The sequence below is a fragment of the Pseudomonas sp. Choline-02u-1 genome, from assembly GCF_002836515.1.
GTDB lineage: Bacteria > Pseudomonadota > Gammaproteobacteria > Pseudomonadales > Pseudomonadaceae > Aquipseudomonas.
On the sequence record NZ_PJBC01000015.1, the window covers coordinates 25,151 to 45,950 of the forward strand.

21 protein-coding genes are annotated in these 20,800 nt (G+C 60.1%); 8 read left to right on the forward strand and 13 right to left on the reverse strand.

The features are described from left to right. Positions 1-173 precede the first annotated feature (173 nt). Entirely contained in the window at positions 174-1,427 is a 1,254-nt protein-coding gene (gene glyA, locus CXF97_RS12760; protein WP_101158800.1) for a serine hydroxymethyltransferase, read from the forward strand. Positions 1,428-1,435: 8 nt separating this feature from the next. On the opposite strand, the gene CXF97_RS28225 is transcribed toward glyA, so the two are convergent. Next, positions 1,436-1,612: a hypothetical protein gene (locus CXF97_RS28225; RefSeq protein WP_178081183.1), complete on the reverse strand. Its 177-nt coding sequence runs from the start codon at positions 1,610-1,612 to the stop codon at positions 1,436-1,438. Between the two features lie 149 nt (positions 1,613-1,761). Here CXF97_RS28225 and CXF97_RS12765 point away from each other — a divergent pair, with 149 nt between their 5' ends. The 3 genes from CXF97_RS12765 to CXF97_RS12775 are packed head-to-tail and all read left to right on the forward strand — an operon-like array spanning position 1,762 to position 4,552. Further along, positions 1,762-3,075 carry a C4-dicarboxylate transporter DctA gene (locus CXF97_RS12765; RefSeq protein WP_101158801.1) on the forward strand — a complete coding sequence of 438 codons (1,314 nt, stop codon included), beginning with the start codon at positions 1,762-1,764 and terminating at the stop codon, positions 3,073-3,075. Between the two features lie 49 nt (positions 3,076-3,124). Beyond that, the gene (locus CXF97_RS12770; protein ID WP_101158802.1) at positions 3,125-3,829 is read left to right on the forward strand and encodes a FadR/GntR family transcriptional regulator; all 705 of its coding nucleotides are present in this window, start codon (positions 3,125-3,127) and stop codon (positions 3,827-3,829) included. An 18-nt stretch (positions 3,830-3,847) separates the two neighbouring features. Beyond that, positions 3,848-4,552 (forward strand): GntR family transcriptional regulator, encoded by a 705-nt coding sequence (locus CXF97_RS12775; protein ID WP_101158803.1) that lies wholly within the window; start codon positions 3,848-3,850, stop codon positions 4,550-4,552. 116 nt (positions 4,553-4,668) lie between these two features. On the opposite strand, the gene yjiA is transcribed toward CXF97_RS12775, so the two are convergent. The 3 genes from yjiA to CXF97_RS12795 all read right to left on the reverse strand — a co-directional run bounded on the left by yjiA (position 4,669) and on the right by CXF97_RS12795 (position 8,079). Further along, a complete protein-coding gene (gene yjiA, locus CXF97_RS12780) occupies positions 4,669-5,640 on the reverse strand; it encodes a GTPase (protein ID WP_101158804.1) in 972 nt (323 codons plus the stop codon). 159 nt (positions 5,641-5,799) lie between these two features. Continuing rightward, positions 5,800-5,997 carry a YbdD/YjiX family protein gene (locus CXF97_RS12790; RefSeq protein ID WP_003228401.1) on the reverse strand — a complete coding sequence of 66 codons (198 nt, stop codon included), beginning with the start codon at positions 5,995-5,997 and terminating at the stop codon, positions 5,800-5,802. Between the two features lie 15 nt (positions 5,998-6,012). Further along, entirely contained in the window at positions 6,013-8,079 is a 2,067-nt protein-coding gene (locus CXF97_RS12795) for a carbon starvation CstA family protein (protein WP_041477781.1), read from the reverse strand. A 159-nt stretch (positions 8,080-8,238) separates the two neighbouring features. On the opposite strand from CXF97_RS12795, the gene CXF97_RS12800 reads away from it, so the two are divergent. After that, positions 8,239-8,607: a PilZ domain-containing protein gene (locus CXF97_RS12800; protein WP_101158805.1), complete on the forward strand. Its 369-nt coding sequence runs from the start codon at positions 8,239-8,241 to the stop codon at positions 8,605-8,607. 109 nt (positions 8,608-8,716) lie between these two features. On the opposite strand, the gene radA is transcribed toward CXF97_RS12800, so the two are convergent. Genes radA through katB form a run of 3 tightly spaced genes read right to left on the reverse strand, consistent with a single transcriptional unit; the run spans position 8,717 to position 12,278 of the window. Next, positions 8,717-10,084, reverse strand: coding sequence for a DNA repair protein RadA (gene radA, locus CXF97_RS12805; RefSeq protein WP_095181861.1), 1,368 nt, complete (start codon positions 10,082-10,084; stop codon positions 8,717-8,719). A gap of 47 nt (positions 10,085-10,131) precedes the next feature. Next, complete coding sequence (locus tag CXF97_RS12810; RefSeq protein ID WP_101158806.1) at positions 10,132-10,677, reverse strand: ankyrin repeat domain-containing protein; 546 nt, start codon at positions 10,675-10,677, stop codon at positions 10,132-10,134. Positions 10,678-10,736: 59 nt separating this feature from the next. Next, complete coding sequence (gene katB, locus CXF97_RS12815; protein WP_101158807.1) at positions 10,737-12,278, reverse strand: catalase KatB; 1,542 nt, start codon at positions 12,276-12,278, stop codon at positions 10,737-10,739. Between the two features lie 285 nt (positions 12,279-12,563). Here katB and mscL point away from each other — a divergent pair, with 285 nt between their 5' ends. Beyond that, on the forward strand, positions 12,564-12,977 hold the full coding sequence (gene mscL / locus CXF97_RS12820; RefSeq protein ID WP_024014404.1) for a large-conductance mechanosensitive channel protein MscL: 414 nt from the start codon (positions 12,564-12,566) through the stop codon (positions 12,975-12,977). A 45-nt stretch (positions 12,978-13,022) separates the two neighbouring features. Here mscL and CXF97_RS12825 read toward each other — a convergent pair whose 3' ends face one another. Next, entirely contained in the window at positions 13,023-13,799 is a 777-nt protein-coding gene (locus tag CXF97_RS12825) for a ferredoxin--NADP reductase (protein ID WP_101158808.1), read from the reverse strand. A gap of 287 nt (positions 13,800-14,086) precedes the next feature. Between CXF97_RS12825 and CXF97_RS12830 the strand changes: the two genes are divergently transcribed. Further along, positions 14,087-15,211 (forward strand): class I SAM-dependent methyltransferase, encoded by a 1,125-nt coding sequence (locus tag CXF97_RS12830; protein WP_101158809.1) that lies wholly within the window; start codon positions 14,087-14,089, stop codon positions 15,209-15,211. 70 nt (positions 15,212-15,281) lie between these two features. Here the strand turns inward: CXF97_RS12830 and CXF97_RS12835 are convergent, their stop codons facing one another. The 3 genes from CXF97_RS12835 to CXF97_RS12845 all read right to left on the reverse strand — a co-directional run bounded on the left by CXF97_RS12835 (position 15,282) and on the right by CXF97_RS12845 (position 17,983). Beyond that, entirely contained in the window at positions 15,282-15,449 is a 168-nt protein-coding gene (locus tag CXF97_RS12835; RefSeq protein ID WP_016773090.1) for a DUF2474 domain-containing protein, read from the reverse strand. A 77-nt stretch (positions 15,450-15,526) separates the two neighbouring features. Further along, the gene (gene cydB / locus CXF97_RS12840; RefSeq protein WP_101158810.1) at positions 15,527-16,534 is read right to left on the reverse strand and encodes a cytochrome d ubiquinol oxidase subunit II; all 1,008 of its coding nucleotides are present in this window, start codon (positions 16,532-16,534) and stop codon (positions 15,527-15,529) included. A 3-nt stretch (positions 16,535-16,537) separates the two neighbouring features. Next, entirely contained in the window at positions 16,538-17,983 is a 1,446-nt protein-coding gene (locus CXF97_RS12845) for a cytochrome ubiquinol oxidase subunit I (RefSeq protein ID WP_101158811.1), read from the reverse strand. 394 nt (positions 17,984-18,377) lie between these two features. Here CXF97_RS12845 and CXF97_RS12850 point away from each other — a divergent pair, with 394 nt between their 5' ends. Continuing rightward, a complete protein-coding gene (locus CXF97_RS12850; RefSeq protein WP_101158812.1) occupies positions 18,378-19,613 on the forward strand; it encodes an MFS transporter in 1,236 nt (411 codons plus the stop codon). Between the two features lie 4 nt (positions 19,614-19,617). Here CXF97_RS12850 and CXF97_RS12855 read toward each other — a convergent pair whose 3' ends face one another. Next, positions 19,618-20,169: a DJ-1 family glyoxalase III gene (locus CXF97_RS12855; protein WP_101158813.1), complete on the reverse strand. Its 552-nt coding sequence runs from the start codon at positions 20,167-20,169 to the stop codon at positions 19,618-19,620. 67 nt (positions 20,170-20,236) lie between these two features. Further along, entirely contained in the window at positions 20,237-20,683 is a 447-nt protein-coding gene (locus CXF97_RS12860; protein ID WP_101158814.1) for a DUF4879 domain-containing protein, read from the reverse strand. Positions 20,684-20,800: the final 117 nt, after the last annotated feature.

Below are 20,800 nucleotides of genomic sequence, written 5' to 3' on the forward strand. Positions count from 1 at the left end.
CGGCAGCTCCTACAGGTTGATGCCAGTCACAAGATCCGGGGTGAGTCGGCACAAACGCCACCTGTCTGCGCATGAACGCCACTTGTCTGCGACATGATGTCGTTTCATATGTCATCCAAAAGCGGTTGGGTTAGAATGCCCCCCTTTTCTGCCCCCGATCCTTGAGGACCGCCATGTTCAGCCGTGATTTGACTATTGCCAAGTACGACGCCGACCTTTTTGCCGCCATGGAGCAAGAAGCTCAGCGTCAGGAAGAACACATTGAGCTGATCGCTTCGGAAAACTACACCAGCCCAGCGGTGATGGAAGCTCAAGGCTCGGTCCTGACCAACAAGTACGCCGAAGGTTATCCGGGCAAGCGCTACTACGGTGGTTGCGAATACGTTGACGTGGTCGAGCAACTGGCCATCGACCGTGCCAAGGAACTGTTCGGCGCCGATTACGCCAACGTTCAACCGCACGCAGGTTCCCAAGCCAACGCCGCTGTGTACCTGGCTCTGCTGTCGGCTGGCGACACCATTCTGGGCATGAGCCTGGCCCATGGTGGTCACCTGACCCACGGCGCCAGCGTTTCCTCCTCGGGCAAGCTGTACAACGCCGTTCAATACGGTATCGATGCCAACGGCCTGATCGACTACGACGAAGTCGAGCGCCTGGCGGTCGAGCACAAGCCGAAAATGATCGTTGCCGGTTTCTCGGCCTACTCGCAGATTCTCGACTTCCCGCGCTTCCGCGAAATCGCTGACAAGGTCGGCGCCTACCTGTTCGTCGACATGGCTCACGTCGCCGGTCTGGTTGCCGCTGGTGTCTACCCGAACCCGGTGCCGTTCGCTGACGTCGTGACCACTACCACGCACAAGACCCTGCGCGGTCCACGTGGCGGTCTGATCCTCGCGAAGGCGAATGCCGAGATCGAGAAGAAGCTCAACTCCGCCGTATTCCCGGGCGCCCAGGGTGGCCCGCTGGAGCACGTGATCGCCGCCAAGGCAATCTGCTTCAAGGAAGCGCTGCAGCCTGAGTTCAAGGCCTACCAGCAACAAGTGGTGAAAAACGCCCAGGCCATGGCCAGCGTATTCATCGAGCGCGGTTTCGACGTGGTTTCGGGCGGTACTGAAAACCACCTGTTCCTGCTGTCGCTGATCAAGCAGGACATCTCCGGCAAAGACGCTGACGCCGCGCTGGGCAAAGCGTTCATCACCGTGAACAAGAACTCGGTGCCTAACGATCCACGCTCGCCGTTCGTCACCTCTGGCCTGCGTTTCGGTACCCCGGCTGTGACCACTCGCGGCTTCAAGGAAGCTGAGTGCAAAGAGCTGGCCGGCTGGATCTGCGACATCCTGGCAGACCTGAACAACGAAGCGGTGATCGACGCCGTTCGTGAGAAAGTCAAAGCTATCTGCAAGAAACTGCCGGTGTACGGCGCTTAAGTGCGACGTTAAATCTGCAGCAGGAAAAACCGGCCAAGTGATTGGCCGGTTTTTTTTCGCCTGCAATTCAGCTGTAGGAGCTGCCCAAGGCTGCGATCCTTTGATCTGGATTTTAAAAACAAGATCAAAAGATCGCAGCCTTCGGCAGCTCCTACGCGGCTTTGGCCGCTGGTCAGACCGGTCATGCCAAATTCATGTTCACCCCTTGTAATCAGGAAAAACCCTAGCCTAGACTGCGCCTGCACTGGACATACCGGTAAGACCACAATAATTAAGTCCTGAATCCGATGCGCCAAGCGTGCGGCAGCCAGGACACCGACCCAGGATTCCTCCCATGCTCAGATGGTGCTCGCGTTCAATCTTCCTCCAAGTGGTCCTCGGACTGATGTTCGGCATCGTCTGTGGGCTGACCCTCCCTGAATACTCGGCCCAGCTCAAACCGCTCGGCGATGGCTTCATCAAACTGATCAAGATGCTTATCGGCCTGATCGTGTTCTGCGTGGTGGTCAGCGGCATCAGCGGCGCGGGCGACCTGAAGAAGGTCGGGCGCATCGGCCTCAAGTCGGTGATCTACTTTGAAGTGCTGACCACCATCGCCCTGGTGATCGGCCTGGTGTTCGCCTTCAGTACCGGCATCGGCAGCGGCGCGAATATCCATCTGGAACAGCTTTCCAGCGCCGACATGGGCGACCTCGCCGAGCGCGGCCAGCACATGCACACCACCACCCAATTCCTCATGGACCTGATCCCGACCTCGGTGATCGGTGCCTTCGCTGACAACAATATTCTGCAAGTGCTGCTGTTCTCGGTATTGTTTGGCAGCGCGCTGAATCTGGTCGGCGAAGCGGCGTCCGGTATCTCGCGGCTGATCAACGAACTGAGCCACGTGATCTTCCGCATCATGGGCATGATCGTGCGTCTGGCGCCGATCGGCGTGTTCGGCGCCATCGCCTTCACCACCAGCAAATATGGCCTGGATTCGCTGCAGCACCTGGGCAGTCTGGTCGGTTTGTTCTATCTGACGTGCGTCGCGTTTGTCGCACTGATTCTCGGTCTGGTGATGCGTGCTTCCGGCCTGCGCATGTGGCCGCTGCTCAAGTACCTGCGTGAAGAACTGCTGATCGTCATGGGTACCGCTTCTTCCGACGCCGTACTGCCGCAGATCATGCGCAAGCTCGAACACCTCGGCATCGGCAGCTCCACTGTCGGTCTGGTGATCCCGACCGGGTATTCGTTCAACCTTGACGGTTTCTCGATCTATCTGACTCTGGCCATCGTGTTTATCGCCAACGCCACCGGCACACCACTGGCGATGACCGACTTGCTGACCATCCTGCTGGTGTCGCTGATCACCTCCAAGGGTGCCCACGGCATTCCCGGCTCGGCGCTGGTGATTCTCGCCGCAACACTGACGGCGATCCCAGCGATTCCCGTAGTCGGTCTGGTGCTGGTGTTGGCCGTGGACTGGTTCATGGGCATCGGCCGGGCGCTGACCAATCTGATCGGCAACTGCGTCGCCACTGTGGCCATCGCCCGCTGGGAAAAGGACATTGACGTGCAGCGCGCGAACAAGGTGCTCAACGGCGAACAGGGCTATAACTTTCAACCGCGAAAAACTGTCGCCCAGGCGGCGGCCAAAGAATTTTGAATGAGTGCCGTGCCTGCTGCCTGGCAGGCACGGCGCAGGGAGCCAATACGTGATAACAACTTCAACCGTCGTCAACTCAGTGGTGGAAAAGCTCCGCGCCGCGTTGGCCCGAGGGCAGTGGCGCTCCGGCGACATGCTGCCGGGCCAGCGCGAACTGGCCGAGCAATTGGGCATCAGCCGACCAAGCCTGCGCGAAGCGGTGACCGTGCTGGAAACCCTCGGCCTGGTGCGCTCGATGCCGGGCAAAGGCGTAGTCGTGCTCGACGCACAACTGAGCGACAGCCAGAGCCACGACAGCGCGGTAGCCGGCGCCAGTCTCGAAGATGTGCTGCAGCTGCGCTACACCCTCGAGCCGTTCATTGTCGGACTGGTCGCGCAATCGATTAGCAGCAAGGAAGTCGGCCAGCTGCGCCTGACCCTGATGGACATGCGCGAAGCCCTCGAGGCCGGTGACAGCGAGGCCGGGGTCAGCGCCTACATCGCCTTCCACGAAGAACTGTTCACGCTGACCTCGAACCCGATTTTCCAGAGCGTGGTACAGCAGACCAGCAATGCCCTCAAGCAAAGTGCCGAAGTGTTGCGCAACTCTCCCGAGCATCTGGCCGAACGTCTGCAAGAAAACGAAGCGGTGGTCCGCGCGATTCGCAGCAAGAACAGCGCTCAGGCCAGCGCCGAAATGCGTCGGCACATTCTGCGCGAAGGCCAGCGCATGGGCGTTGAGCTGAATATTCCGGACGACAACCTGCCCACCTGATTTGCCAGGAGAACGGCCATGAACAGTTTTGCTTGCGCATCGCATGCGCATTCGACCGCCCTGCCCTTCCTTCACCAGCGGGCGCCGGTGGAGGATCTGTACCCGCGAGTGTTCGACGCAATACTCGAACAGCGTATCGATGAAGCCAGCCGGTTCACCGAGGACAGTCTGAAGGCGATGTTCAGCGCCAGCCGCGCCGATGTGCGGCGGGTGCTGACCCAGTTGTCCCATGAACAGATCGTGGTATTGCGCGCCAATCATCGACCGCGCGTGGCGGCGCCAGATCGTGAACTGATCAGGCAGACCTTGCATGCGCGTCGGCTAGCCGAAAGCACATTGGTGCGGCTGGCGTGTCAGCGTCCGCAGATAGAACAATTGACACGCTTGCGCACCTTGATTGAACGCGAGAAGCGCGCCGTAGAGCAGGATCGGCGCGCAACGGCGATTCGTTTGTCCGGGGAGTTTCATGTGCTGATGGCGCGGATGGCGGGGAATGTGCCGCTGGCGCATTTTCTCGGGAGTCTGGTGCCGTTGACATCGTTGGCGATTGCGCGAAGCACGTCGCAGACGCACAGCTGTTGCGCATGGCAGGAACATTCGGCGCTGGTAGAGGCCTTGGAGCGACGAGATGCTTCAAAGGCCGGGATGCTGATGGGTCAGCATCTGGATCATCTTGAGCAAACGCTGCTGGGTTCAGACCTTGAGTCTTATGCTGTCGGTTAGATTGCCTTCGCGAGCAAGCCCGCTCCCACAGGAGACCGTATTCCTTCCAGAGAAATGCAGTCAACTGTGGGAGCGGGCTTGCTCGCGAAGAGGCCATCAATGACAACAAAGCCCCATCAGAGCGCCACCACTGTGGCAAACCCCGCCCGAATCTTCTCTTCCGGCAAGTCATCGGCGATGAACACGATCACGCTTTCCCGCGCCTCGCCCTCGGCCCACTCGGTGTCCCAGTCAAAACCATAAAGCTTCAACACGCCCTGAAACACCAGCCGCCGATCCTCGCCAGCAATATTCAGCACGCCTTTGTAACGCAGCAATTGCTTGCCGTGTTCTTCCAGCAGTTCGTTCATGAACTCGCTGAGCTGATCGATATCCAGCGCCTGATCGGTGCGCAGAACAAGGCTGGAGATGCGATCAATCGACGGCGCCTTGCTCACCGGCCGCAGGCTCAATCCGCCGCCCAGATCGGCATTGAGATTGAAGCCGCGCACATCCAGCAGTTCGCCCAGATCGATGTTGCCATGCTCGACCACGCGGATCGGCGCGCGGCGGTTGATTCGTGTCAGTCGCTCGCTGAGCGCGGTGAAGGTTGCCCCGTCAACCAGATCGGTCTTGCTCACCAGCAGGCGATCGGCGAAACCGATCTGGGCCTGAGCGATGGTCTGGGTCAGGTGCACATCGGCGTGAGCGGCATCGACCAGGGTGATGATGCCGTCGAGCAGGTAACGCTCGCGCAGTTCTTCGTCGATGAAAAAGGTCTGCGCCACCGGCGCCGGATCGGCAAGCCCTGTGCACTCGATAACCAGACGATCAAACGCGATCTCGCCGCTGTCCAGGCGTTCGAGCAGCAGGTACAGGGCCTTGGTCAGGTCGGTGTGAATCGTGCAGCAGACGCAGCCGTTGGCCAGGGTCATGACTTGCACCGGCTCGTCACCCAACAGTTGGGTGTCGATGCCGGCGTCGCTGAATTCGTTTTCGATCACGGCGATCTTCAGGCCGTGCTCGGCTTTCAATAAGTGGCGCAGCAAAGTGGTTTTGCCAGCGCCGAGGAAACCGCTGAGTACCGTTACCGGAATGGGAGAGGACAAACGCTTTCTCCTTCATATAAATGAACAACACAAAAACAAATGTGGGAGCGAGCTTGCTCGCGAAGGGGTCGTGTCAGCCGACATCATTGCCCGATGACACACCGCTTTCGCGAGCAAGCCCGCTCCCACAGGGGATTACCTCAACCGCAGGCTGTCAGCTCAACAGCACTTCGGCCCACCCTTGCCACCGTAACGGGCCTCCTGACGTTCGCGAAAGAACATCTCGTAGCTCATCACCGGTTTGTCCGGGTGTTTGGTTTGCATATGCTCGACGTAGGTGTCGTAGTCGGGCATGCCGACCATCAGGCGCGCGGCCTGACCGAGGTATTTACCGAGGCGACTCAGGTCATTGAACATGCTGCAATCCTCCGGTTACGCATCGGGCAGGGCCTGGAATGGCGATTCTTTGTCCGTACGCTCTTTTTTGCCCCAGGCGGCGATGCCGACCTTGAGCGCATAGAACAGGATGCTGAACACCACGAACAGGAACAGCGCGGTGAGTGTGGCGTTGGTGTAGGCGTTGAAGATCACGTGCTGCATCTGCTCGACGCTTTTCGCCGGTGCCAGCACCTGACCATTGGCCAGCGCATCGCTGTACTTCTTGGCCAGGGACAGGAAGCCGATCGCCGGGTTGGCGTCGAACAGCTTGATGAAGCCAGCCGTGGTGGTGCAGATCAACAGCCATGTAGCCGGCAACAGGGTGACCCAGATGTAGCGCTGGCGCTTCATCTTGATCAGAACCACGGTGCCGAGCATCAGCGCGATACCGGCGAGCATCTGGTTGGAGATGCCGAACAATGGCCACAGGGTGTTGATGCCGCCCAGTGGATCGATCACGCCCTGATACAGCAACCAGCCCCACATCGCCACACAACCGGCGGTGGCAATCAGGTTGGCAGTCCACGATTCGGTACGCTTCAGCGCCGGAACGAAGGAACCGAGCAGGTCCTGCAGCATGAAACGCCCGGCACGGGTACCGGCGTCGACAGCCGTCAGAATGAACAGCGCTTCGAACAGGATCGCGAAGTGGTACCAGAACGCCATGGTGTTTTCGCCCGGCAGGACACTGTGCAGGATCTGCGCAATACCCACCGCCAGGGTCGGCGCACCACCGGCGCGAGCCAGGATTGTGGTTTCGCCGATGTCATGGGCAACCGCTTGCAGCGCCTCCGGCGTGATTGCGAAGCCCCAACTGGTGACCATTTGCGCTACTGACGCGGCATCACTGCCAACCACGGCGGCCGGGCTGTTCATGGCGAAGTACACGCCCGGCTCGATCACCGAAGCGGCAACCATGGCCATGATCGCCACGAACGATTCCATCAGCATGCCGCCGTAACCGATGTAACGGGCGTTGGTTTCGTTATCCAAAAGCTTCGGCGTGGTGCCCGAAGAAATCAGTGCGTGGAAACCCGATACCGCGCCGCAGGCAATGGTGATGAACAGGAACGGGAACAGACCGCCCTTCCACACCGGCCCGGTGCCGTCGACGAACTGGGTCAGCGCCGGCATTTTCAGCTCGGGCATGGTCACCAGAATGCCGATCGCCAGCGCGACGATGGTGCCGATCTTGAGGAAGGTCGACAGGTAGTCACGCGGCGCCAGAATCAGCCAGACCGGCAGCGATGCAGCCACAAAACCGTAACCGACCAGCATCCAGGTAATCTGCACACCGGTGAAGGTGAAGGCTTTGGCCCATACCGGATCGGCAGCAATCTGCCCGCCCAGCCAGATCGAACCGAGCAGCAGCAACACACCGACCACGGAGATCTCGCCGATGCGGCCCGGGCGGATGTAGCGCATGTAGATGCCCATGAACATCGCGATCGGGATGGTCGCCATCACGGTGAAGATGCCCCACGGGCTCTCGGCCAAGGCCTTGACCACGATCAGCGCCAGCACCGCGAGGATGATGATCATGATCAGGAAGCAGCCGAACAGTGCGATGGTTCCGGGAATCCGGCCCATCTCTTCACGCACCATGTCGCCCAGGGAACGGCCGTTGCGTCGGGTCGACATGAACAGGACCATGAAGTCCTGCACCGCGCCCGCCAGCACCACACCGGCAATCAGCCAGAGTGTGCCGGGCAGATACCCCATCTGCGCCGCCAGCACCGGACCGACCAGCGGCCCCGCGCCAGCGATGGCCGCGAAGTGGTGACCGAAAAGAATGTGTTTGTTGGTCGGCACATAGTCCAGACCATCGTTGTTGAGCACGGCGGGGGTGGCCCGACGCGGATCCAGTTGCATCACGTTGTTGGCGATGAACAGACTGTAGTAACGGTACGCAACCAGATAAATGGCCACGGCAGCGACCACAATCCACAAGGCGTTGATCGCCTCGCCGCGGCGCAATGCCACTACGCCCAGGGCGCACGCTCCTACGATTGCCAGCACGAGCCAGGGTAAGTGGCGCAGCAGGCTATTATTATTTTTCATTTTATTATTCCAGCCAGGGTGGACAAGAAAGACAGCCACCCCGAGTTTAGCGCTTACGGCGCCAAAGGCCATACCCCGACATAGGTCTAGACGCTTGAGCGATTGGCTGGCGTCCGCATTCGCGGTCTATAGTCAGCGAACCTTCATGAGGATTGCGCCATGAGTGAGCACCCTGCCAATCGACGTCGTTTCAAACGTATTGCGTTCGATGCCCGAACCGAGCTGAAACAGGGCGAGTACATCTGGCCGGTCAAACTGATCGACCTATCGCTCAAGGGTCTGCTGATCGAGCGACCGGAGCCGTGGCTCGGGAATAAAGAGCAGGACTTCTTCGTCGACATTCATCTGAGCGAAGACGTCGATATCCAGATGGATGTGCATCTGGCGCATGAGGAGAACGGGCACTTGGGGTTCATCTGTCGCCACATCAGCCTGGAATCGATCCAGCGCCTGCGCCGGTTGATCGAGCTGAATCTGGCGGATGAGGCCGAGCTGGAACGCGAACTGGGTGCACTGATCGAGATCTGACCTGGCCCCCTGTAGGAGCTGCCGAAGGCTGCGATCTTTTGATCCTGATCTTTTAAAAGCAAGATCAAAAGATCGCAGCCTTCGGCAGCTCCTACATAGGGGATTGTGGTTACTCGAAGAGTGCGTCCAGGGCTTGTTCGAGGCGAGTCACGGCAATGATCTGTAAGCCCGCCGGCGACTCTTTCGGTGCGTTGCCCTTGGGTACGATCGCGCGTTTGAAGCCGTGCTTGGCCGCTTCTTTCAAGCGCTCCTGGCCGCTCGGCACCGGGCGTACTTCGCCGGAAAGGCCAACTTCGCCGAACACCAGCAGATCATGCGGCAACGGCCGGTTGCGCAAGCTCGACATGACTGCCGCCATCAGCGCCAGATCCGACGCCGTCTCCAGCACCTTCACGCCACCCACCACGTTGAGGAAAACGTCCTGATCGTGGGTCGGAATCCCGCCATGGCGATGCAGCACGGCAAGCAGCATCGCCAGACGGTTCTGATCCAGGCCCAGCGTCACTCGGCGCGGATTGGCCAGATGACTGTCATCGACCAGCGCCTGCACTTCGACCAGCATCGGTCGAGTGCCTTCCCACGTTGCCATGACCACACTGCCCGGGACTTCTTCCTGAGCGCGCGTGAGGAAAATCGCCGATGGATTGGAGACCTCTTTCAGACCCTTGTCGGTCATGCCGAACACGCCCAACTCGTTGACCGCGCCGAAACGGTTTTTCACCGCACGCAGCAGACGCAGACGACCATCGGATTCACCTTCGAAATACAGCACGGTGTCGACCATGTGTTCCAGGACACGAGGACCGGCCAAAGCGCCCTCTTTGGTGACGTGGCCGACGAGGAAGATCGCTGTCCCGCTCTGCTTGGCGTACCGCACCAGCAGCGCCGCGCTTTCACGCACCTGGGACACGCCGCCCGGCGCCGATTGCAATTGTTCGGTGAAAATGGTCTGGATCGAGTCGATCACCATCACCTTGGGCTTTTCCTGGCGGGCGGTGGCGATGATGGTTTCGATGCAGGTTTCGGTCATCACCCGCAGTTGATCCTGCGGCAGGCCGAGACGGCGTGCACGCATCGCCACTTGCTGCTGGGATTCCTCACCGGTGACGTAAAGCGCCGGCATGCTCTTGGCCAGATTGCACAGGGTCTGCAGCAAAATGGTCGACTTGCCGATACCCGGATCACCGCCGATCAGCACCACCGAACCGTCCACCAGACCGCCGCCGAGCACGCGATCGAGTTCACCGGAAGCGGTGGAAAAACGTGGAATTTCTTCGATGCTGACTTCGGCCAGGGTCTTGATCTGCGCCTGCTGGCCAGCCCAGCCGGTGCGCCCGGTGGGTGCCGTGGCACCGCCGCTTTCGATCATGGTTTCGGTCAGGGTGTTCCAGGCACCGCACTCGCCGCACTGCCCGGCCCACTTGGGAAAGGTTGCGCCGCACTCGGTGCAGCCGTACATGCGCTTGGCCTTGGCCATCAGAACCCCCGGAACAAAAGACGCGATGATAACGCAGCCATCGCCGATCAGTGCGGCGCAGCGGTGCGGATTTCGCCGCTGGCCAGACGCGCGGCACTGTTGCCCAGCGGATCCTCGGCATTGAGGTCGGCGCCCTTGGCTTTTAATGCATCGAGCAATTCCAGACGTTTGAACAGCCCGGCATACATCGCCGCTGTCTGGCCGGCGCCGTTACGTTGGTCGGGGCTGCAATCGGTGGCCATCAGGCGCCGGGCGATCTGCAACTCGCCTTTGAAAATCGCGCCCATCAGCGCCGTGTTGCCGCGTTGATCCTGCGCACAGGCATCGGCTCCGGCGGCGAGCAGGCGTTCAACCGCCGGCGCCTGACCGTGATATGCCGCCAGAATAAGCGCGGTGTAACCCTTGCTGTCACGGGTATCGAGGGAATAACCGGACTCGATAAACGTCTCGAGCATCGGCACATCGCCGCGCCGGGCGGCATCGAAGTAGTAATCCTGCAACTGCGCCTTGAGCGACTCGGGGCTTTGCTCGACCGGCGCCGCCGACGCTGCGAACGACAGACACGCGGTCAACCATAAAAGACAAATACGCATCGAACTCTCTCCTGAACGCACGCGAGGCCGGACGGGCCCTCGCGTGCGCCGCATCGCTATCAGTCGGTCAGTTTCGCCGCCAGTGCTTTCACGCGGCCGAGATCGCCCTTGGCCACCTCGGTCACGCCGCTGCCGTACTCAGGGTCGGCCTTGTACAGGAACGACAGAATGATGTGTTTGCTCTCGTCATCGGTGGTAGCCAGCGAGCCGCCGAAGCTGTCAATCAGGTCGCGACGCTCCTGCTTGCTGTACGAGCGATACAGATCACCGGCCTGCTTGAAGTTCTGCTCACGCTGAATCTTCGCCTGCTGGGTGCTGCCCGACAGCGCCGACTGGCTGTAACGCGCCGCTGGCGTCTCTTCACGCGGTTGCAGGCGACTTGGCTGGTAATTGACGCCGGACTGGCTGGCGCCGAAGTTCATCGCGCCGTCCTGATTACCATTGTTCACTGCGGTTTTCGGCGCGTTGATCGGCAATTGCAAAGCGTTGGCGCCGAGGCGATACATCTGCGTATCGGCATAAGAGAACACCCGCCCCTGCAACAAGCGGTCTTCCGAAGGCTCGATACCCGGAACGACGTTGGCCGGCGCCATGGCCACTTGTTCGGTTTCCTGGAACACGTTGGCAGGATTACGGTTCAAGACCATTTGTCCCACTTTGCGCTCGGCAATCCCCGGCCAGATCTTGGTTGCATCCAGCGGGTCGAAATCGAACGTGGACAAATCCTGCGGCTTGAGAACTTGCACGTACAAGTCCCACTTCGGAAAGTTACCCTTGTTGATATTGCTCACCAAGTCGTTGGTCATGTGACTGTAATCCTGACCCTGAACTTCGCTGACTTGTTTTGGCGTGAGATTCTTGATGCCTTGCAAACTCTTCCAATGAAACTTCACATAGTGAACTTCATTTTTTGCATTGATCAGCTTGTAGGCATGCACGCCATTACCATCCATCTCTCGATAACTGGCCGGCGTGCCGTAGTTGGAATACAACTCGGTCAGTGTGCGGGTGGCTTCGGGTACGTGCGAGAAGAAATCGAACCGGCGCGAATCATCATCGAGGTTAGTGCGTGGATCGGGTTTGAAGGCGTGCACCATGTCCGGGAACTTGATCGCATCGCGGATGAAGAAGGTCGGGAAGTTGTTGCCGACCAGATCCCAATTACCGTCAGCGGTGTAGAACTTGGTGGCGAAGCCGCGCGGGTCGCGCAGGGTTTCCGGGGAATGGTTGCCGTGCACCACGGCCGAAAAACGCACGAATACTGGCGTGCTCTGACCTGCTGCGAACACCTTGGCCTTGCTCAGGTCGCTGAGGTCGTCGGTCACGGTGAAGGTGCCGTGGGCTCCGGTACCGCGCGCATGCACGACGCGCTCGGGGATGCGTTCACGGTCGAAGCGCTGCAGCTTCTGGATCAGCTGCACATCCTGCAAAAGCACCGGGCCGGTGGCCCCAGCGGTTTGCGAGTTCTGATTGTCACCGACAGCAGCGCCATTATCGCGGGTCAGCGGAGCGGCATTGACCGAGAAGGTCAGCAGGCTGGCGGTGAGGACGCCGAGGGTGCGGCGATGGGGAAAAGCCCCCAGTCCAGGAGTGGTTGTCATCTCAGATTCCTCTGGTTTTATTGGGCGCATCCGGGTGCGCCACACCAAGGCTAGAGGCCTGTGCCGCAGAACATAAATAGAAAGAACATAACGCCACGATTGAAGAATTTGCCTGTGCAATCAGCGATTTAACGCGTATTTCGCGCGCGACTGCTGGCACTTTGCAAACTAATCGTCAATTGATGTGTCGATAAAAACGGGCATTGTAAGAAGGTGTTTCGCGCAATAGGCGTTTCGCTGATTTACACTGCTCACACCAAACTCATCTGTAACAAGGAAATAACTATGGGCGTGCTTAGCGAGTTCAAGGCCTTCGCGGTCAAAGGCAATGTGGTCGATATGGCCGTCGGTATCATCATCGGCGCGGCGTTCGGCAAGATCGTTTCGTCGTTTGTCGGCGACGTGATCATGCCGCCGATCGGCCTGTTGATCGGTGGGGTCGACTTCAGTGATCTGGCCGTCACGCTCAAAGCCGCCCAGGGTGACGCGCCCGCCGTGGTGCTGGCTTACGGCAAATTTCTGCAGACGGTGCTGGATTTCGTGATCGTCGCATTCGCGATTTTCATGGGCGTCAAAGCCATCAACCGCCTCAAGCGCGAAGAAGCCGTCGCACCGACCGCGCCGCCGATCCCGAGCAAGGAAGAGCAACTGCTGGGCGAGATTCGCGACCTGCTCAAGGCGCAGAACGAACGGCCCTGAAGCATTCGCTTCGCAATAAAACGGCACCTGCGGGTGCCGTTTTCGTTACCAGTAATTCTCCACGGCAACCTGCCCCGGCTTGCGCGTCAGGCTCAGACGCATGTCGCGCTGCTTGAGCAAGGCGCGGGTGTCGTCGATCATCTGCGGGTTGCCGCACAACATTACCCGCGAATGCTCTGGCGAAAGTTGAACGCCTGCCGCTCGCTCCAGTTCGCCATTTTCGATCAGCGTAGTAATCCGGCCCTGCAACGCCCCGGGATGCGCTTCACGGGTCACGGTCGGGATGAATTGCAGCTTGTGCGCATGCTCTCTGAGGTAGTCACGTTGCGCCAACCCGGCGATCAACGCCTGATAGGCCAGCTCCCGCGCTTCACGCACGCTGTAAACCAGGATGATGCGCTCGAATTTTTCCCAGACTTCGAAGTCCTGCAGGATCGACAGAAACGGCGCCACTCCGGTACCGGTGGACAGTAACCACAGATCTCGGCCGTCGACAAAGCGATCCAGCGTCAGGTAGCCGAACGCCTGACGCTCGACCATCAAAGTGTCGCCAACCTGGAGCCGGCTCAGCTCACTGGTGAATTCGCCGCCCGGCACGACGATGGAAAAGAACTCAAGAAACTCGTCGAACGGCGACGACATCATCGAGTAAGCGCGCCAGACCGTGCTGCCGTCAGCCTTGGTCACGCCCAGCCGCGCGAACTGGCCGGCGCGGAAGCGAAACCCGGGATCGCGGCTGGTGCGTAGCGTGAACAGATTCGGGGTCAACGGTTGCACATCAAGCAAGGTCTGGGTGGTGTATTTCTCGGCACTGGCAGTCATGAGGCACTCCTTGAGACGATCGGCCTCAGTGTCCCGCAAAACAGGCTCGCCAAACACTCGTGATTGGTAATGATATTCAGGCGATCGCCGCCGCGCGGGCCGGGTTCACCTGACAGCTGAACGCTATCGCGCGGTAATCCTTCAAGTATTTGCGTGCAAAAAAACGTACCATTCAGGCCTCTCCGAGTGATGACGCACACCGCTTGCATCGCAGTCCACTCGGTCGGATCCCGTCGCACGACATGCAGGCAACGGGATATCTGCCGAATAGCCTGAGTCCCCGCCCCATGCCTTTGCTCGAAACACCTTTCGCCCAACTCGACCTGATCCGCCAGCCCGAACAGCAGAATGAACCGCTGCAAGCCTTCGATGCAGCCGACGAATACCTGCTCAATCATCTGGCCAGTGAACAACTGGCAAGCAGCGCCCGCGTGCTGGTGCTCAACGACAGCTTCGGCGCTCTGGCGATCAGTCTGCTGGGCAAGGTCGAGGTGAGCAGCAGCGGCGACTCGTTCCTGGGTTTCGTCGGGCTGGAAAAGAATCTGCTGCGCAACGGCCAGGCGTTCGACGCGATCCGTCCGATACCGGCCAGTGAGCCTCTGGTCGGGCCGTTTGATCGGGTGCTGATCCGGGTTCCCAAGACCTTGGCGCTCCTGGAGGAGCAGTTGATCCGCCTGCAAGGACAACTCGCTCCGGGCGCGCAAGTGATCGCCGCCGCCATGATCAAGCATCTGCCGCGTGCTGCCGGCGATCTGCTGGAGCAATACATCGGCCCGGTGCAGGCGTCGTTGGCGGTGAAAAAAGCCCGGCTGCTGATTGCCACGCCTGAAACCAAAGCGCCCGCTACATCGCCCTACCCGACTCGTTATCGCCTCGACGAACCGGCGATCGAACTACTCAACCATGCCAACGTGTTCTGCCGCGAAGGCCTGGACATCGGCACTCGCGCCTTTCTGCCGCATCTGCCCAACAACCTTGGCAACGCGCGAGTCGCCGACCTGGGTTGCGGCAACGGTGTTCTGGCAATTGCCAGTGCCCTACGGAACCCGGATGCGCATTACACGCTGGTCGATGAATCGTTCATGGCGGTGCAATCGGCTGCCGAGAACTGGCGCGCGGCGTTGGGCGATCGCGAAGTCATCGTGCGCGCTGGCGACGGTCTGGCCGGGCAAGCGCCGCAGTCACTGGACGTGGTGCTGTGTAATCCCCCCTTCCATCAGCAGCAGGTGGTCGGCGACTTCCTCGCCTGGCGCATGTTCCAGCAGGCGCGCGAGGCGCTGGTAGTCGGCGGTGCGCTGTACATCGTCGGCAATCGTCACCTTGGCTATCACAGCAAACTGGCGCGCTTGTTCCGCGGTGTCGAGCAAGTTGCGGCCACGCCGAAGTTCGTCATCCTCAAAGCCCGAAAATAGTACCGGGCATAAAAAACCCTCCGTGAGGAGGGTTGCAAAGCCGTACCCGAAGGCGCCGGGACGGGATGTATCAGTGGGTGGTCAAGCCTGCGGCATTCATGAACATGCGCATCAGGCTGGCGGCGATGAACAGCACGCCCACGCTGCCTACCCAGATCAGGGCCAACCAGCCGAGCCGCTGCCACAGCGGCTTTTTTTCGGCCTCTTCGATGTCGTGCAGGGAATGTTTGCCGGTCATTGTCTTCAAACCTCTTCAAAATTGATGGCGCCGCTGGCGACGCCATCGCGGGCAAGCCCGCTCCCACAGGGTTTCGCTTAGTGGTAACCATCTTCATGGGTGACCTTGCCGCGGAACACGTAGTAGCTCCAGAAGGTGTAACCCAGGATGAACGGGATGATGAACAGTGTGCCGACCAGCATGAAGCCCTGACTTTGCGGCGGCGCGGCGGCGTCCCAGATCGAGATCGACGGCGGCACGATGTTCGGCCACAGGCTGATGCCCAAACCACTGTAACCGAGGAAGATCAGCACCAGCGTCAGCAGGAACGGCGTGTAGTTGGCGTTACGTGCCACCGCGCGAATCAGCCCATACAAGGTCACCAGCACGAGAATCGGCACCGGCATGAACCAGAACAGATTCGGCATGCTGAACCAGCGCGAAGCAATTTCCGGGTGCGACAACGGTGTCCACAGGCTGACGATACCGATCACCGCCAGCAGGACGAACGCCAGCGGCCGCGCCAGATTGTGCATTTGTTCCTGCAACTTGCCTTCGGTTTTCATGATCAGCCAGGTGCAGCCGAGCAAGGCATACGCCACTACCAGCGCCGCGCCGCAGAACAGCGTGAACGGCGTCAGCCAGTCCAGTGAACCCCCGGCAAACTGGCGGTTGACCACTGGCAAACCGTCGATGAACGCCCCCAGTGCCACGCCCTGAAAGAACGTCGCCGCGATCGAACCACCGATGAACGCCTTGTCCCAAAGGTGACGTTTTTCATCCTTGGCCTTGAAGCGGAACTCGAACGCCACGCCGCGGAAGATCAGGCCCATCAGCATGAAGATCAGCGGCAGGTACAGCGCCGACAGCACCACCGAATAGGCCAGCGGGAACGCGCCGAACAACGCCGCGCCACCCAGCACCAGCCATGTTTCGTTGCCGTCCCAGACCGGAGCGACCGTGTTCATCATCACGTCGCGATCGGTCTTGCCCGGCACGAACGGGAAGAGAATGCCGATGCCCAGGTCGAAGCCGTCCATGACCACGTACATCATGATGCCGAAGATGATGATCACGGCCCAGATCAGCGGAAGATCAATACCCATGAGTCAAATCTCCTTGGTCAAGCGAGTGTTGTCTTCGTGCTCGCCCTCGGCCGGATCGTCGGCTGCGGACAACGGACGCGCCGGGGTGCGTTTCTTGCCTGGACCACCGTCCGGCGTTTCGCTGCCCTCGCTGATCTTCGGCCCTTTGCGTACCAGACGCATCATGTAGCCCAGACCTGCGCCGAACAGGGCGAAATAGACCACGACGAACATGATCAGGGTGATGCTCATCTGCATGAAGCTGTGGTTGGACGAAGCATCTGCAGTGCGCATCAAACCGTAGACCACCCATGGCTGACGGCCGATTTCCGTGGTGAACCAGCCAGCCAGAATCGCGATCAGGCCCGAAGGTCCCATCCACAAGGCCAGATGCAGGAACGGCCGCGAGGTATACAGCGAGTCGCGCTTGCGCAGCCACAGACTCCACAACCCGGTGAAGATCATCAGGAAGCCGAGGCCGACCATGATCCGGAACGACCAGAACACGATGGTCGAATTCGGCCGGTCTTCGGGTGGAAATTCCTTCAGCGCCGGTACCTGTTTGTCCAGCGAATGAGTGAGGATCAGGCTGCCGAGATAAGGAATCTCCACGGCGAATTTGGTGCGTTCTTCTTTCATGTCCGGCCAGCCGAACAGAATCAGCGGCGTCGCTTCGTCGCCATGGTTTTCCCAGTGGCCTTCGATTGCCGCGATTTTCGCTGGCTGATGCTTGAGCGTATTGAGGCCGTGGAAGTCGCCGATCACTGCCTGGATCGGCGCGACGATCAGCGCCATCCACATGGCCATCGACAACATGGTGCGGATCGCCGGGTTGTCCCTGCCACGCAGCAGGTGCCAGGCCGCCGACGAACCGACGAAGAACGCCGTCGCAACGAACGCGGCAGTCGCCATGTGCATCAGGCGATAAGGGAATGACGGGTTGAAGACAATGGCCAGCCAGTCGGTCGGGATAACCTGGCCGTTGACGATCTCAAAGCCCTGCGGCGTCTGCATCCAGCTGTTGGAGGCGAGAATCCAGAAAGTCGAAATCAGCGTGCCGACCGCCACCATCACCGTCGAGAAGAAGTGCAGGCCGCGCCCGACCTTGTTCCAGCCGAACAGCATCACGCCGAGGAAACCGGCCTCAAGGAAGAATGCCGTAAGCACTTCATAAGTCAGCAACGGCCCGGTAACAGCGCCGGCGAAGTCGGAGAAGCGGCTCCAGTTGGTGCCGAACTGATAGGCCATGACCAGCCCGGAGACCACGCCCATGCCGAAGTTGACCGCGAAGATCTTCGACCAGAAATGGTAGAGGTCACGGTAGGTGTCGTTGCGGGTTTTCAGCCACAGACCTTCGAGCACCGCCAGGTAACTCGCCAGGCCAATGGTGATGGCCGGGAACAGAATGTGGAACGAGATGGTGAACGCGAACTGAATTCGGGCGAGATCGAGAGCCTCTAAACCGAACATATGGCTTCCTCTGTCAGGTAGTACGGGTAGCGGACCCGGAGGCCTGCACCACTGCCCCCACGGATATGGAGTGCGGCGAATTCGGATTCGTTCTTTTTTTACAACCATCGCAACGCAGGGAGTCTGGCCAACTGGCCGTCAGATCAGTTCCGGATGAGGCCTTGATCTGGATCAAGCAACGTTGAAAGAGTAGTCCCATTTTTGCCAACGAACTGCGTGGTCGTTTGCCGCGTGGCAAGTTGTCTCACTCTTCAGAATCAATCGAATGGCCGACGCGCCTGATCCACGCGGCTTACAAAATCGTTGTCTGGCTGACCGAATTATTTCCAGTAGCAACTTCCTGTTACAGACTGGTGATAATCTCGCCGTTCACTCGTCCAAGACTTGCCTTCAGATGCCCACACCAGCGCCCCTGCTGTTACGTCACCATCGCCCGTTCATGGCCTTCTGGCTGGCGCGAATTTTCACCGCCAGCGGTTTCCAGATGCTCACCGTGGCGATTGGCTGGAATCTTTATCAACTGACCGGCAACGTACTGGATCTGGGCCTGGTCGGGCTGGTCGAATTCGCCCCGCGTGTACTGTTCATGCTGCACACCGGGCATGTCGCCGATCGCTATGACCGGCGCAAGGTCGCCGCGCTCTGTCAGTCGTTGCAGGCATTGATTGCCTTGGCGCTGGCCATCGGCAGTGCGACGGACCATGTCACCCGCGAGATGATTTTTATCCTCGCCTTTCTGCTCGGCGCGGCACGTTCGTTCGAGATGCCGACGACTCAGGCGCTGCTGCCGAGCATCGTCCCCAGCGCGCTTTTCCCCCGTGCAGTGGCCGCCGCGCAATCAGCGCAACAGTCGGCCACCATCGTCGCCCCGGCTCTCGGCGGCTTGCTCTATGCATTTGGCAGCGTCTGGGTCTACGGCCCGACCGTGTTGCTGTATGTGATCGCCTGTTCGCTGATGCTCAACCTGCCGGCACGCCAGACGCCGTTGAATAAAGGCAAAGCCACGCTGGATTCATTGCTGGCCGGGATTCGCTTCATCCGCAGTCGCCCGGACATCCTTGGCGCGATCTCGCTGGATCTGTTCGCCGTGTTGCTCGGTGGCGCCACGGCGTTGCTGCCGGTATTCGCCAAGGACATTCTGCTGACCGGTCCGTGGGGCCTGGGTTTGCTGCGCTCGGCGCCAGCGGTGGGCGCGTTGCTGATGTCACTGTTTCTGGCGCGATTTGCCGTGGAACGCAATGTCGGCCGGGTGATGTTCACCGCTGTCGGCATCTTCGGCGTCGCCACCATCGCGTTCGGCCTGTCGACCTCGTTCTGGTTCTCGCTGGCGGTACTGGTGGTGCTCGGCGCGGCGGACATGATCAGCATGGTCATCCGCGCCTCGTTCGTGCAGTTGGAAACCCCGGACGAAATGCGCGGCCGGGTCAGCGCGGTCAACGGCCTGTTCATCGGCGCTTCCAACCAGTTGGGCGAATTCGAATCCGGCCTCACCGCCCACTGGTTCGGCACCGTGCCGGCGGTGGTCATGGGCGGGATCGGCACGCTGGTGGTGACGGGAACGTGGATCAAACTGTTCCCGACGTTGGTCAATCGGGACCGGATGCATGTGCCGGTGGAGGAGAAGGTCTGAACTTTCAAGCCATCAACTCCCCCGCCATCTTCAACCGCAACGCCTTGCCGCCAAGTTGCTCGACCAGGGTCAAGGCAAACTCCAGCGCCGCGCCCGAGCCTTGGGCGGTGATGCAGTTGCCGTCGACCACCACCGGTTGATCAACAAACGTACAGCCTGAGAGTTGGTGGCTGGCGCCGGGCAGGCAGGTCATGCGGCGCTGGCGCAGCACACCTGTAGCTTGCAGCGCGACAGCCGGGGCTTCGCCGATGGCGGCGAACAGTCGGCCGGCGCTGGCTTGATCCTTGAGCAATTGCTGCAAGGGCTGATGCGCCGCCAAATGCTGCGAACCGACGGCGCCGCCCGGCAAGACGATCAGGTCAAAGCTTTGCGCCAGCACATCGACCAGCATGCCGTCGGCGGTGAGCCGGGTGCCGCGCGCGCAGGTCAGCATGCGCCGGCCTTCGATGCTGGCGGCGACCACCTCGATGCCGGCGCGGCGCAGCACGTCGATCAGGGTCACGCTTTGCAAATCATCGACGCCCTCGGCGAGGGCAATCAGAGCTCTGGAAGTCATGGGCGCTTTCCGCTGGGTAGTCTGTAAAGCGTAGACAGCTTTGTCCCACCCTGTTCGAAGACAGCCGTTACTTGATGTAAAGCTGGGTCGAGAGTGTGTTGCGCGGGGCGTTTATCGAAGTGTTGCTGAAGCTGAAGGTGCCTTCCTGCTTGCCAGCCAGATCGAAGGTATAAAGAGAACCGACGGTTTTGCTGCCAGGCGTGCACTCGGTGAGATTGCCATTATCGAAGGCACACACCGGACCTCGGGTGCCGTTGACCTCGAAGCCATCCAGAGTCACGTGCGGCTGGTTCTGGCCATAGCCGACTTCCAGCACGTAGACCCTGATGTTCGGCCCGCTGTGATTGCACTGGGTTTGCGGTTGGTTATCGGCAATATCCTCCAGGCCGCAGGACGGCGATTGCACCTTGATCACCTTCACTTCGCTCAACGGCGGCGCCGATGCCGCGAACGCCGGGACTGCCACCAGCACTGCTGCAACCAATCCAAAAACTGTTATCCCGCCGTTGCGCATGCCTGCCCACTCCGAAAAATCAGCGCGCAGTATGGCGCAGTTGTCTGCTGCGCAAAACTTCGCCGACGATCGACACCAACATCCGCCAAATTCTTCACGCGGCTGGTATGATGCGCG